The organism is Acinetobacter sp. A22 (genome assembly GCF_030913345.1).
Classification (GTDB): domain Bacteria; phylum Pseudomonadota; class Gammaproteobacteria; order Pseudomonadales; family Moraxellaceae; genus Acinetobacter; species Acinetobacter junii.
Genome location: NZ_CP133162.1, coordinates 1,305,296 through 1,318,733 on the forward strand (window position 1 = coordinate 1,305,296; position 13,438 = coordinate 1,318,733).

Annotated in this window: 13 protein-coding genes, 2 tRNA genes and 2 pseudogenes; 11 read left to right on the top strand and 6 right to left on the bottom strand. The window is 34.6% G+C overall.

Annotated elements, in window-relative coordinates:
* The first annotated feature begins 296 nt into the window (after nucleotides 1-296).
* Nucleotides 297-1,028 (top strand): Fic family protein, encoded by a 732-nt coding sequence (locus Q9Q86_RS06530; protein WP_004915280.1) that lies wholly within the window; start codon nucleotides 297-299, stop codon nucleotides 1,026-1,028.
* A 279-nt stretch (nucleotides 1,029-1,307) separates the two neighbouring features.
* Nucleotides 1,308-1,613: pseudogene (locus Q9Q86_RS06535) on the top strand (helix-turn-helix domain-containing protein); the annotation flags it as partial.
* A 37-nt stretch (nucleotides 1,614-1,650) separates the two neighbouring features.
* Here the strand turns inward: Q9Q86_RS06535 and Q9Q86_RS06540 are convergent.
* The 3 genes and pseudogenes from Q9Q86_RS06540 to Q9Q86_RS06550 form a co-directional block, all read right to left on the bottom strand.
* Nucleotides 1,651-2,439, bottom strand: a pseudogene (locus Q9Q86_RS06540) (IS3-like element ISAba19 family transposase); the annotation flags it as partial.
* Between the two features lie 299 nt (nucleotides 2,440-2,738).
* Nucleotides 2,739-2,815, bottom strand: a tRNA-Ile gene (locus Q9Q86_RS06545).
* Between the two features lie 481 nt (nucleotides 2,816-3,296).
* Entirely contained in the window at nucleotides 3,297-3,971 is a 675-nt protein-coding gene (locus Q9Q86_RS06550; RefSeq protein WP_227540296.1) for an amidohydrolase family protein, read from the bottom strand.
* Between the two features lie 338 nt (nucleotides 3,972-4,309).
* Here Q9Q86_RS06550 and Q9Q86_RS06555 point away from each other — a divergent pair, with 338 nt between their 5' ends.
* From Q9Q86_RS06555 to Q9Q86_RS06585, 7 genes are all read left to right on the top strand, one after another.
* Complete coding sequence (locus tag Q9Q86_RS06555) at nucleotides 4,310-4,765, top strand: helix-turn-helix domain-containing protein (RefSeq protein ID WP_004730277.1); 456 nt, start codon at nucleotides 4,310-4,312, stop codon at nucleotides 4,763-4,765.
* 16 nt (nucleotides 4,766-4,781) lie between these two features.
* Nucleotides 4,782-5,321 (top strand): IS630 family transposase, encoded by a 540-nt coding sequence (locus Q9Q86_RS06560; protein ID WP_225554437.1) that lies wholly within the window; start codon nucleotides 4,782-4,784, stop codon nucleotides 5,319-5,321.
* A 438-nt stretch (nucleotides 5,322-5,759) separates the two neighbouring features.
* Nucleotides 5,760-6,923 carry a catalase family protein gene (locus tag Q9Q86_RS06565; RefSeq protein ID WP_112986500.1) on the top strand — a complete coding sequence of 388 codons (1,164 nt, stop codon included), beginning with the start codon at nucleotides 5,760-5,762 and terminating at the stop codon, nucleotides 6,921-6,923.
* Nucleotides 6,924-7,073: 150 nt separating this feature from the next.
* Entirely contained in the window at nucleotides 7,074-8,003 is a 930-nt protein-coding gene (locus Q9Q86_RS06570; protein ID WP_087540799.1) for a lauroyl acyltransferase, read from the top strand.
* Between the two features lie 117 nt (nucleotides 8,004-8,120).
* Nucleotides 8,121-8,197: transfer RNA gene (locus Q9Q86_RS06575), tRNA-Met, on the top strand.
* Nucleotides 8,198-8,468: 271 nt separating this feature from the next.
* Nucleotides 8,469-8,690 carry a cold-shock protein gene (locus Q9Q86_RS06580; RefSeq protein ID WP_004911781.1) on the top strand — a complete coding sequence of 74 codons (222 nt, stop codon included), beginning with the start codon at nucleotides 8,469-8,471 and terminating at the stop codon, nucleotides 8,688-8,690.
* 277 nt (nucleotides 8,691-8,967) lie between these two features.
* Nucleotides 8,968-9,201, top strand: a complete 234-nt coding sequence (locus Q9Q86_RS06585) for a hypothetical protein (protein ID WP_112986499.1) — start codon at nucleotides 8,968-8,970, stop codon at nucleotides 9,199-9,201.
* Between the two features lie 76 nt (nucleotides 9,202-9,277).
* Here the strand turns inward: Q9Q86_RS06585 and Q9Q86_RS06590 are convergent, their stop codons facing one another.
* Nucleotides 9,278-9,844, bottom strand: coding sequence for a lysozyme (locus Q9Q86_RS06590; protein ID WP_112986498.1), 567 nt, complete (start codon nucleotides 9,842-9,844; stop codon nucleotides 9,278-9,280).
* 222 nt (nucleotides 9,845-10,066) lie between these two features.
* Here Q9Q86_RS06590 and Q9Q86_RS06595 point away from each other — a divergent pair, with 222 nt between their 5' ends.
* Both Q9Q86_RS06595 and Q9Q86_RS06600 read left to right on the top strand, forming a co-directional pair.
* A complete protein-coding gene (locus Q9Q86_RS06595; RefSeq protein WP_039048249.1) occupies nucleotides 10,067-10,621 on the top strand; it encodes a 1-acyl-sn-glycerol-3-phosphate acyltransferase in 555 nt (184 codons plus the stop codon).
* Between the two features lie 142 nt (nucleotides 10,622-10,763).
* Nucleotides 10,764-11,513, top strand: coding sequence for a YebC/PmpR family DNA-binding transcriptional regulator (locus tag Q9Q86_RS06600; protein ID WP_112986497.1), 750 nt, complete (start codon nucleotides 10,764-10,766; stop codon nucleotides 11,511-11,513).
* 43 nt (nucleotides 11,514-11,556) lie between these two features.
* Here the strand turns inward: Q9Q86_RS06600 and Q9Q86_RS06605 are convergent, their stop codons facing one another.
* Both Q9Q86_RS06605 and Q9Q86_RS06610 read right to left on the bottom strand, forming a co-directional pair.
* A complete protein-coding gene (locus tag Q9Q86_RS06605; protein ID WP_004911804.1) occupies nucleotides 11,557-12,027 on the bottom strand; it encodes an Lrp/AsnC family transcriptional regulator in 471 nt (156 codons plus the stop codon).
* Between the two features lie 456 nt (nucleotides 12,028-12,483).
* Nucleotides 12,484-13,254, bottom strand: coding sequence for a glutathione S-transferase family protein (locus tag Q9Q86_RS06610; protein ID WP_112986496.1), 771 nt, complete (start codon nucleotides 13,252-13,254; stop codon nucleotides 12,484-12,486).
* Between the last annotated feature and the right edge of the window lie 184 nt (nucleotides 13,255-13,438).

Below are 13,438 nucleotides of genomic sequence, written 5' to 3' on the forward strand. Positions count from 1 at the left end.
ACGCAATAGACAAGCTTTAATTTATTTTTTTGGTGTGACCAATTTTAGAATCTATTAAAATCTTATACATTATTAAAAACTTAAGTAATACGTGGTTTTGTTGCACAAACCTATTCTTGAAAGCTTATTCAACAATATAATTCCCAAATGAATAAGCCTATACCTAAAATCTACCGGACAACGAAAGGCTAACCTACTACTTTTACAGTCAATACAAAATGTAATGATATATCACTACATTTCTGATATTTCTTTTTTCATGTATGATCGACTAAGACAAATTCAAGGATAAGGTTATGTTTGAAACTATTGATGATTTAAAGAAAAAATTAGATCAACATCGCCCTCTCTCTCCGTCAATTGTCAAAAATTTACAAGAAGATCTTATTGTCCGCTGGACCTATCATTCCAATGCAATTGAAGGTAATACCCTCACCCTGCTAGAAACAAAAGTAGTACTCGAAGGTATTACTGTTGGTGGAAAGGCATTAAGAGAACACTTCGAAGCGATCAACCATAGAAATGCAATTTACTATGTTGAAGATATCATTCGGAAAGAGGAGCCTTTTTCTGAATGGCAAATTCGTAATATCCATCAGCTTATCTTAAAGAATATTGATGATGATAATGCTGGCCGCTATCGCCAGCAAAACGTATTGATCTCTGGTGCTACATCTACCCCGCCTGATTACACGTTATTAAATGACAAGATGGCTCAATTAGTAGACTGGTATAATAGTGAAGCACATAAGCTACATCCAATTGAACGTGCAGCCAAAGTACATGCTGATTTTGTTGGCATTCATCCATTCATTGATGGCAATGGTCGCACGTCACGTCTTTTGATGAATCTTGAACTATTAAAAGCAGGCTATCCGCCTTGTGTGATTACAGTAGAAAATCGTTTGGCTTACTATGAGGCTCTTGATCAATGGATGGCATATGAAAAGACTGAAGCTTTTATTCAATTGGTTTCGGATGCAGTAATCGAAGGATTTAAACCGTATCAGGTGGTTTTAGGAATATAGTTATTCTATAGCTATTTATTTAATAGACCTCTTGCGAAAGTATCGTTTTACCTAATTTTTGAATTGGCTAAAACCTTATAAAATGTAGCTTTGGGCTGTTTAAATTTTGACTAACGCAAGAAGTCTAATGATAATAATATTATAACCCTCATGACTTAATAATGAATATGGGCTTAAAATTCTTCTAGTAAAGAAATTTATACTTTATCTCTAATTTTCGTAGAACTAATTATTTTAGGTTTTTCCTGCATATGCACTTGATTATACTAGGTTTTCGATATGAATAAGAAAGGCTCATCAATTACCAGAGTTTTAGATATTATTGAGGCGATCTCAACCGCAAAGCATCCTCCTACACCCTTGGACCTTTCTATTGAGCTAGATATTCCAAAACCAAGTATCCATCGTTTACTTCAAACTTTGGAGCAAGAAAAATTCATTAAATTAGATATTTACGGTGGTTATATTGTAGGTGATAGGACTTACAAGTTGCTAATGAGCGCTTGGGAGCAAGAACCTAAAAAAATAGAAAGACTAGCAATTCTGCAAAAACTATCAGATCAAACTAATGAAACTAGTGGAATTGAACCGTACCGGGTTTGTCGGAGACTTTTTATTTAAGTTAGGCCACCTGACCTAACGGGTTAATCTTATCATAGTACATTGCTTCAAACTCAAAAGGCGATACATAACCCAGTGCACTGTGTACACGCTTTTTGTTGAACCAATCTACCCAGTTTAGTGTCGCAAGCTGTACATCCGCTAAACCTTGCCAATCTGCTTTTAAATATTCAATCACCTCTGTTTTGTATAAGCCATTCACTGTTTCAGCCAAAGCATTATCGTATGAATCACCAGTCGTACCGACTGATGCTCTTAAATTTGCTGCTTCTAAACGATTGGTATAGCGAATAGAAAGATATTGCACACCTCTGTCGGAATGATGAATCACATTCTTTGGCATGCCTCGATCATGCAATGCTTGCTCCAATGCATCGAGCACCATATCTGTATTCATCCGTGTAGATACTTTCCATCCAACAATTGCTCGTGAGAACACATCAATAACAAATGCGGTATATACCCAGCCTGAATGAGTTTGAATATAGGTAAAGTCACCCACCCATAGTTGGTTTGGATGATCAGCATTAAAATTACGTTTCACTAAATCATCTGCCCGTTTTTGGTCATCTCGGTTACGGGTGGTTTGTTTATTCTTACCACGCCAAACATCTTGTATACCTAGCTTTTGCATCAATCGAGCAACTGTACAACGTGCAATAACATAACCCTCACGTTTTAATTTTTGCCAGACTTTACGTACACCATATCGACCTGAACTTTCCTTCCAAATTCGTTTAATTTGTTCAGCATGATGCTCATCATGTAGATCTCGTTTCGCTCGATGTTCTCTATCTAATAACTTTATCAAGAAATGGATGAAAAAAGAAAATCTAAAGCTCTGTGAACCCATTCTTCCAATTAGCTAATTACATTTACAGTATAGATAAATGATAGTTCATCTCAAATATAGAATGATTAACCGAACTAGCCAATAACAAAAAATGTGTTGGTGAAATGTTGGCATCCGCACTGATGAAACCAACGGACTATTAAACGGATGGACCTGATAATTGACCGAAAAAATTGATACCTAAGAATCTCAGGCATTAAAAAACCTTATAACTCAATAAGTTATAAGGTTGAATTTGGTGGGCCCACCGTGACTTGAACACGGGACCAACGGATTATGAGTCCGCTGCTCTAACCAACTGAGCTATAGGCCCTAAAACGTTAAAATGATTGAATACAACAATTTAACTTGTGGCAGATTCTACATAATTCAGTTTTGCAATGCAATAATTTTTATGCAGATGTTCAGCTCTATTGTACGTTAATGCATCGATTTACTTAGTTGCGTTCATATACTGGGAAATAGTTAAGGACTAAGTCTTAGAAATTATTTGTTCATTATTCAACCAAGCTCATTTCATAAAAACAAAATAAATAGGTACTTTAGTACATCATAAAATTATAAATTAATATATTTTATTTACTGGATTAAATTTATCATTTTAAAAATCCAATTTATTAAAAACTTTAAAACCAGTTTTATATAAATTCATATATTAATTTAAAATTTCCTTTATAATAAATTATGTCAATCTTATTTATAATTTAAAGATCGTTAAATAAAAAATCCAAAGCATTAGACTTCTTGCAAAAAACAAACAAAACGTTGATCGTTTTTTGATTTTTGCAAGAAGTCTATTCATTATCAAGAAATGCTTGACTACTTAACCAAGCATTTTTTTGCGCCATCATTTTAATCGTTGGTTCATCTATCAGTTGTGCATGCTCAATTACTTTAACACCACCTTTAAGTGCCGCTAGAATTGCTCGAGGTGTATAAGCATGAACTGAAACATATGTTCCCCAATTTTCAGCCGCATTTACCGCCGCTCTAAATTCTTCTTCTGAATATTGAGCTACATCAATTGGATCATACTGAGAAGATACACCACCTCCAGCAGCGAGTTTGATCTGAGTTGCACCGAGCATCAATTGTTCTCGGGCTCGTTTAGTCACTTCAGATGGCCCATCTGCGATAACGCCGCCACCAATTTGTTCACCACGGCTATGTGACGCACTTGATGATGGTATTTCATAAGTCATACGAAAGTCACCATGACCACCAGTTTGTGAAATCATTGCACCTGATGGCCAAATTCTTGGACCGTTAATAATATTTGAGTCAATCGCACGCTTCAAAGAGAATGTTGGTCCACTCATATCACGTACACTAGTAAAGCCTCGCATCAGCGTATTATTTGCTTCTGCTGCGGCACTAAAATTAAAGTCAGCTACTTCTGAAGTAAGTAATTTTGAAACTGGCATTGCTGCCATCATCGCATGCCAATGTGCATCAATTAATCCTGGCATGAGTACTTTTTGATTAGCTTCTATAACAATCGTGTCATTCGTGGTTTGGATTGGACTTCTAGATATTGATTGTATTTTATTCCCTCGAACTAAGACATTCATAGGTGCAGTTAGTTTATTGGATTTACCATCAAAAATTTGTACGTTTTTAAATAGGACTCCATCTGGTTCTTTGGTACTTGCCTGCGAAGTTTGTTAAATATCCGAATGCGCAAACGCAGTTGTAATTAAACTGAGAAAAAGCATTCCCGTTGTGTTAATTTTTGCAATCAACTTCATAAGTTGACAAAAATAACTAATGATGCGAAAAGGTTTTTTTAGTTAACAGATGTTCACACATGCCTAGAATTGTTTCTGTACCACTTAGTTTAGAACAGCGAGAACGACTCATTTTTCTGGTCAAGCATGCAAAACATTGGCGTGAAAGGCAACGTGCCCAAACTATTCTCTGGCTTTCCGAAGGTAAAAGTGTTGCGGAAGTTGCCACTCTACAAGAACGTATCCCAGAAACCATAAGGCTACAACGCCGACGTTGGGAATTGTATGAGCTTGAATCGATTAAAGAAGGTCATCGCTCAGGTCGACCCAATACATTGATCTCAGACTATCAGGCGAAAATCCTAGATTGGGTCAATACAAGTCCACTCAATGCAGAACAAATCCGAGTCAAACTACATGAAGAATACGAAGTGTCCGTGTCTGTTGAAACCATTCGTAAGTTTTTACGTGATTCAGGTATGGTCTTCAAGCGTACCCGTCATAGCTTGAAAAAAAAGAGATCCGATTGCATTTGAACAAGCAACACAGCAGATTGAAGAATTACGAGAGCAAGCGGCACGTGGTGAAATTATATTAGGTTATGTTGATGAAACAGGATTTTCATCTACACCTGATAACCGCTATGCGTGGACAAAGATAGGTGATGTTCATGCGGTTGATGCAATAAGATTAAAACGAGTTAATGTCATGGGGTGTTTGCTTTCAACGGGGAAACTGGTGACAAGCTGTTTACAAGAGTCAGTGACAAGTACTTGGTTTTATGCCTATTTAACTGGAATAGCTCAACAAGTAAAACAGACATATAACCTTCCATTGGTTCTTATTGTTGATAATGCCTCGATTCATAGAAGTAAAAAGATGGCTGATTACAGAGAGCTACTTAAAACTAACTTTTCGACGAATCTGTATTTTATTCCAGCTTATAGCCCTGAGTTAAATCGAATCGAGATGGTATGGAAGCAGATGAAATATTATTGGCGAGATTTTCAAGTCATGACAGCTGACAAAATAGAGCAATGGGTGGAGAAAGTATCAAACCAATTCGGAAAAGAATACATGTTTACTTTTTAATGGATACTTATCACCGCTTCCTAAATTATAAAAATAATATAAAAATCTTATACTTGTATTTTTATAGCAAAAAGATTTCTTGTTAAATTATTTATCATTTCTAACTGAGTTTAAAGCAACTCTTGTTTGTTTTTCGTGAACATTACCTGTGAAAAAGGATTGACGTAATATTCAGTTTAACGATTTTATTATAAGCATGGAAAAAATTAATGATTCATGTAATTTTTAATCTAATCCATCTAACGATTGGACAAGCAAATATTGCAATTTTTTATTCTATAAAATCTACAATCATCTATTTAAGAGTGGGAAATTTCCTAGACTTTTACGATGATATTTGCACAAGCAATTGTATATGAATAATAAAAACACTCGTGTTTAAATATACTTTATTCAGAATAAGGACTAGAATTTGATAATGCTAAATGAGTTAAAACTATGAACATAATCAAAAATACTTGTCGAAATGCTTTATTCATTTTAGTTACTTCTTCAACACTTTTTAGCATAGGTTGTAGCTCAGCTCCTATCAAATTAAATGATGTAGATACGCCCAACTCCCCAAAAAAAACAAATTTCTCATACCCAACACCCGATCATTTTTTAGGTGAGAAGCTTCAAGACAACGAAGAGAAACTAGCTTATGAAATTTCTCAACATATTGAAGAAACTATTCGCAAACGATACGCGACAAAATTAGCACTACGAGACGCTCATCCTAAAGCCCATGGTTGTGTGAAAGCAGAATTCAAAGTTTTACCAAATTTAGCCGAAAAATTTGCACATGGCATTTTCATACCCAATAAAAATTATGATGCTTGGATCCGTTTTTCAAATGCATCTAGCGATGCTTCAAAAGCAGACTATGAAAAAGATGCTCGTGGCATGGCGATTAAAATTTTAGGCGTTAAAGGCAATAAAATTCTAGAAAATGAAAAAAATGCCACGACTCAAGATTTTATTATGATTAATCATCCTGTTTTCTTTGCAGATAATGCAAGTCGATATCTTAAATTTGTGGATGCAACCAGCAGTGATAGTATCTTAAAAAAACTAAAACTCCCTTTTACACTTGGTTTTAAAGGTACAAAAAATGCTTTTAGTGCCGCGAACTCAAAAATAACTAATCCAATAAATAGTCGTTATTGGTCGATGGTTCCCTATCAACTTGGATCAGGAGCTGATAGAAAAGCAGTAAAATACTCGGTTAAACCATGTACACAGACTTCCGAGTTTATAACTAAACAAACAAACCCTGATTATTTAAGAACAGCGCTTAGAAGCACCTTACAGGAAAAAAATGTTTGTATGGAATTTATGGTTCAACCAAGAACGTCATCTAACATGTCTGTCGAAGATTCAATGACCGAGTGGAAAGAGTCAATCGCCCCATTTTATACTGTTGCAATCATAAATATTCCTAAACAAGAGTTTGACACCCCAGAACAAAATCAGTTCTGTGAGAATCTTTCATTTACACCTTGGCATTCCTTGCCTGAACACAAACCTTTAGGCGCTATCAATCGTATGCGTAAAATCATTTACGAAAATATAAGTACTGTTCGCCATCAGATGAACGTTACCCAAAGAATTGGACCGTGAATAACACCTCAATTCTAGATACATTAATCTAATGTAAAATAATAACTTAAGAATATAGTGAATATACTTTTCTAGAAATAAAGATTTCTCTAAAACAAATAAATCTAAAATATGCTAGGCTGGTGAGTTTTTTAAACGAAACAGACTGCTATGAAAACCAACAAACATTATGAGGCAGGAAAGTTTCAGTGGGCTTTTTTACTGCCCAAATACTGGGGTATTTGGATTGCAATATCCTTACTTATGATCGGTGCAATATTACCTTGGTCTATTCAGCACAGAGTTGCAAATTGTTTAGCAAAATTTGCATGGAAATATCTTCATTCAAGAAGAAAAACTACACTTAAAAACTTAATGATATGTTTTCCCGAAAAAGATGCTGAATCATTATACAAAGATGGTCAAGAGGTCTTTTTCAATACCATGCTTGGGGTATTTGAAGCATTAAATGCATGGTATTGCCCTAAATGGTATGAAAATAGGATTCATATTCATGGTATCGAACACATTAAATCAGCAAAAGGACATGGAATATTACTATTAGGAAGTCATACCACGCTACTGGATGCTGGAGGATTTATCAGTAGTCGCTTCTTTGATCTAGATGTAGTTTATCGCCCTCAAAACAATCCTCTACTTGATATGATGATTACAAGATGCAGAGCATCTAGCTATAAACATCAAATCTCAAAAGATGATATGAAAGGGTTAATTAGCAGTCTAAAAGCTGGACGAGCTATCTGGTATAGTCCCGATCAAGATTTTGGACTGAAACAAGGTGTGATGGCCCCCTTTTTCGGTGTACAGGCAGCAACATTAACCGCACATAGGCGTCTAATTAAAATTGCAAATGCTGTAGCGATTCCTTTATTTTTCTATCGAACTGGTGATATTAAAAATCCTCAGTATCATATTTTATTAGAGAAGCAGCTTGAGAATTTTCCTACAAATGATGAAATTAATGATGCGACTCGTGTAAATTTAATATTAGAAAATCAAATTCGTACTCAACCAACACAATATATGTGGTTCCATCGCCGCTTTAAAACACGATTAGTAGGTCAAGATAAGATCTATTAATTATAGATAAAATCATGTTAAAACCTCAATAGAGGTTAAAAATACTTCAGATAGCATTTTTTATTGAAGATTTATTTGACCTTATCAATTATACCGCGTATAACGTCAACTCACTGGTGCGGGGTGGAGCAGTCTGGTAGCTCGTCGGGCTCATAACCCGAAGGTCGTTGGTTCAAATCCAACCCCCGCATCCAATTATTTAAGTTTTTTTAGAAAAATATTCTGTATTAATCTTATGTAATTCATAACATTAATATTGGTTCATTTTTTAATCTAAAAATAAAGATTGCTAATTCACATATAAAGCGTATAGTGAATATACACGATAAGAAAATATATTTTTGTCTCATTAAAATTCTCATTTTGCATGAATACTTCCCGCTTATTTGATATTTTAGTTTCAAGTTTATTATTTTAAAATCAGTCTTTTATAAATTTATTCTCATCAAGAGAAAGGATATTATTATGTCAAATGGTATGAATGGTACAGTTAAATGGTTTAACGAAACTAAAGGTTTTGGTTTTATTCAGTCAGATAATGGTCAAGATGTTTTCGCTCACTACAGCGAAATTGCAAACAACGGATTTAAAACACTTTTTGAAGGTCAACGCGTTAAATTTGACGTAATGCAAGGTAAAAAAGGTTTACAAGCAAGTAATATTTCTGTTCTTGCATTGAACTCTTAACTCCTTTTGCTAATTTAGTTAATTCCAGTCAAAAATATCAAAACTTATAGCTGAAAATACCATAAACTTTTCATCTTACGGTCTTAGAATATTACTAAATTTGCTCAGTAAGCCTACTTATAGAAGTGGGCTTATTTCTTATTAGATAAACCATTAAATAGAATATAAAATTAAAATCTCTCGAATAAAATTTTCATAGAATTTAAATATTGCATTTACATTACAAAGCTTATTTTTTATGTTAGGATAAGATCGAATCTAAGATTATCTTATAAATATGTGCAATATTAGTATATTAGAAGAATTAAACCAATCTATTGAGTACTATTTAAATAGAAATGGGCAATATCCAAGTCGAATTATTTTAGGTTATAAAACCTATACTGAACTTATGAATCAAAAGAAATTTTCAGACGAATTAAAAAATTCTGCTATAGAACCCAATAAGCGTAAGTACAGAAAAATTAAAATTAAGCTAACTCAAGATGATCACCAGTTAGAGTTACGATAGCTCTATTCGTTATTAGAAAGTCCCCCTTAACGTATTTACTGTTTCAATCTTAATTTATTGAATAGAATTCCAATAATTATTTTAGAAATAGTTCTTTTTCAGCATGTCGACGTCTCACTAATCCACGCATCACATTCCCTCCAGCCTTATTCCAAACCCCAAATTGTTCGGCTGCTGCTGAATATTCACCCATATTTAGATACTTTAATAATGTTGATGTTCTAAATGCATTTTCACCAATGTTATAAGTCAATGATACAAGGGCATCGAACTGATTTTGCTTTAATGAAACATTAACAAGGTGATTTACTGTACGCTGAAACCTTAATAAATCATGTTGAAAATAAGCTTTTGCTTCACTTTCAGTGCAGGTCTCACCTCTTTTAACTCTCACTCCATTTGGATAAATCGTTGTTCCATATCCAATAGTCCAAGTGCCTGCTCCATCATCATAAGATTTCAATCTCAGATCTTCAAACTCCATGATGAAGCGCATTCCAGCATGGCTTATTTGCATGGGCACTATGGCTTCAACTTCAGTTTCATCATATGCGGTTGCTATATTAGAGTTCGATGTCTCTGATCTAGAACTCACTTGGTATTGATTGATCATTTGTTTTAGCCACTTCTTAAATCTTTTCACCAAGTTTTTCTCGAATCTAAATTAAGTGAGTTCAGCATATTCATGCTGTGATTACGAGTTTGTTATGGTAACAACCTTACATATCACTGAATCAACAGATCAGAATTATTTGCTATTCCTTGAAAAATATTCAATTTGCCGAAATCATGAAGTTGTGGTTGTTAAGGATATATATTTTCACAATAAGTCATATTAAACTGCTGTGATTCTTTTGAACGATGAATGACTGCTATGAAAAAAATTATTGGAAAATCAATCTTTAAGGCAGCAGGCTGGACATATCAAGTTGATCCCGCAATTTTGGAACAGAAACAAGTAATTATTGGATTTGAACATACATCAAATCTAGACACTATTCTTTCACTCGCTTTGTTTGAAATCTTAGAACTTAAAGTTCATACATTGATTAAAAAGGAACTCTTCAAAGGTCCTCTTAAACCTATTTTAGAAAAGCTAGGTGGCATTCCTGTTGATCGTAAAGCAAATAAAGACATAGTGACGCAAATGGTCGACTTATTTAAGCGTAATGAGCGCTTTAATTTAGTCATAGCTCCAGAGGCAACACGCGCAAAAAATGGTGAAGATCGCAAACCAATTCGTACAGGATTTTGGCATATTGCTAAAGCAGCCAACGTACCTATTATTTTGATGTATGCCAATGCACGTACAAAACAAGGTGGTATTTTAGGAAAAATTTATCCTACAGATTTACAAAAAGATTTGGAACAAATCAAAGCTCTTTATGCTGAATACGACATTGACGTAAAGATTAACTAATTTTTGCATTCTTTCTGATCAATCTTTAATACATGATCAGGAATTTAAATTTTGAATGCTTAATGCGGTGGTTTTCAACAAAACTATCGCTATGCTAATATTCACGCACTTTTTTGAGTTTTAATTTTTTGGAGTTACTTCCATGGCGGGTCATTCTAAATGGGCCAATATTAAGCATCGTAAAGCTAAACAAGATGCAAGTCGCGGTAAAGTTTTTACTAAATACATCCGTGAAATCGTAACAGCTTCACGTTTAGGCGGGCCAGATGCAGCGAGTAACCCTCGTTTACGTGCCGTTGTTGAAAAAGCACTTTCGGTGAATATGACACGTGACACCATCAACCGTGCGATCCAACGTGGTGCTGGTGGCGAAGATAATGATGATTTAAAAGAAGTAACCTATGAAGGTTATGGTGTTGGTGGTGTTGCAGTTATCGTTGAAACCATGACTGATAACTTAAACCGTACTGTTCCAGATGTTCGTCATTGCTTTAGTAAAACCAATGGCAACTTGGGTACCAACGGTTCAGTAGCGTACCTATTCACTAAGCGCGGCGAAATTTCTTTTGATGATGTTTCATTAGAAGACAAAGTGATGGAAGTTGCCTTAGAAGCTGGTGCTGATGACATCGAGATCGATGAAGACAGTATCTTAGTTATCACTAGTCCAGAAAGTTTTGGTAATGTTCAAGATGCGCTTACAGCAGCAGGATTAAAATCTGACAATGCCGAAGTGGTCATGAGCCCATCGACTAAAGCTGAAATCAACGATATCGATCAAGCTAAACAGATCATGAAAATGATTGATATGCTTGAAGATCTTGATGATGTTCAAAACGTTTATACAAACGTGGAATTTACAGAAGAAGTTTTAGCTCAACTCGATGCTTAACTGATTCAAGTGAGTAAAAAATGCATCTTTTTAGATGCATTTTTTATAGCTTATTTAAAAGCTTATAACAGTTGAAAACATTATATTCTTTGATCACAAAACTCGAATGAAGTGCGACTACACTGTCGATCTTACCAATACGGCGTAATAAAATTTCACTGTAGTCATCCATATTTCTCGCTACCAGTTCTAAAATAAAATCTGCACTCTGCCCTGTTACCAGAAATGCATTGGTCACTTCTGGAATATCTTCAATTTCTTCTAAAAACTTATCAAAAGTTTCGCTGTCATGCTTACTAAGCGACACTTGCAAAAGAATGTGCAGACTAAAACCAAGCTTATTAAAGTTAATTTCTCGTTTAAGTTGCCCCATTACTTGGGATTCAATTAAATTTTTAATACGGCGATGCACTGAACTTACAGATAGATTAATACGCTCTGAAAGCTCATTTAGATTGACATCTTCATGGGTCAAAATTTCAAGAATTTGTTTATCAAAACGATCCAATTCCATTCTACAGTTCTCACTCTGAATTTATGCTTCTATCGGAACTGCTCACTCAGTAATTTTTAAGGGTCAAGGGAAAACATTCGTTTAACTTTTGACGATGCTGCATGGATAACGCAAACATGATTCCGATAAACTTTTGGTTTATCTTTGTCTCAAAGCCGAAACAAGACCTTTTGAGCAACTGTTCAACTCATCTCCCAATAGTGAACAACTCGTTTCGATCCCCATCACACCCTGAAACATAAGATAGCAAAGACTTTTTATAATTATTTCCCTCTTTTAACTTTTTTTAAAGTAAATTTGGCAATAATTTCTAATATTTTCTATTTAAAACGAATTTTCTTTTAATAATTAATTTTATTCACCGATAATTTTTTACTTTATTGACTATTTTGCTCTTTTCTTTCTCATAAAAAAGCCCCGATTATTTTCAATCAGGGCTTTATTCACCAACAAATCTTATAAACCGCGCCAATCAACCCGTGCATTACGTTCAGTCGCATAAATACGCTGTGCATATTGTCCAAGCGGTAAATCTAATAAATAGTCATGATATTCCTTCAATTCACCCGTGAATTGTTCAATATCATCATTTTCCAATTCCCACGGCGTACCTTTAATCACGAGTAAAGGCGCAAGAATCGAACAAACTGCTATATCAGCTAATCCCAAACGATCTCCAACCAAATAACGTCCTTGATTATCGATCAAACGCTGATTTAAATCTGCGATCAATTCCGTCATTCGTATTTTCGATTTTTCAACTTTTTCTGGATTCAGTTTGTAATTCGTTGAAACTAAACTCTTCAAAATTGGTTTAGAAATTTTTTCAAACTGGCGTAAATAGCCTTGCTCACCCATCATAATTTCGAGTGGATGATCGCCAACAGATAACGCTTGCGCCAATGACCAACGTCGGACATGCACACCCAGCTCACCCGATAATTTATCAATTTCTAAAGCTTGCTCACGTAACTGTTCATCACGTCTCAATAATGCATGTTCGGGATAAGTCGCATCAAGATAGAGGGCGATCTTGGTTGAATCTGCAACCCAGCGTTTGTCATCTTTCAACATTGGCAAAAAATATTGCCCTGATTTGAGATAGGTAAACGCTCGGTGAAAACCAGGAATTAAATTATGTGCAACATAGTCCAATTCCTTATGATCTAACAACCAGCGAGCTTTTTCACAATAGTGAGATAAAGGAAATTGGTATAAAACCCGCATAGACACTCCAAATTTATTTTTCTATTCGATCAAACATAAAGTTTTCCCTACTTTAGAAGTAAAAGTGAATGATTACAATGTCGTTTTTGCTCTATCTTTTTTAATTTTGGCTAAAGCTTGCTATACATTTTTTAGATGAAGTTATTCTATTTAGTGATAAAAAAACTGTTTTTGTAGCTTAAAG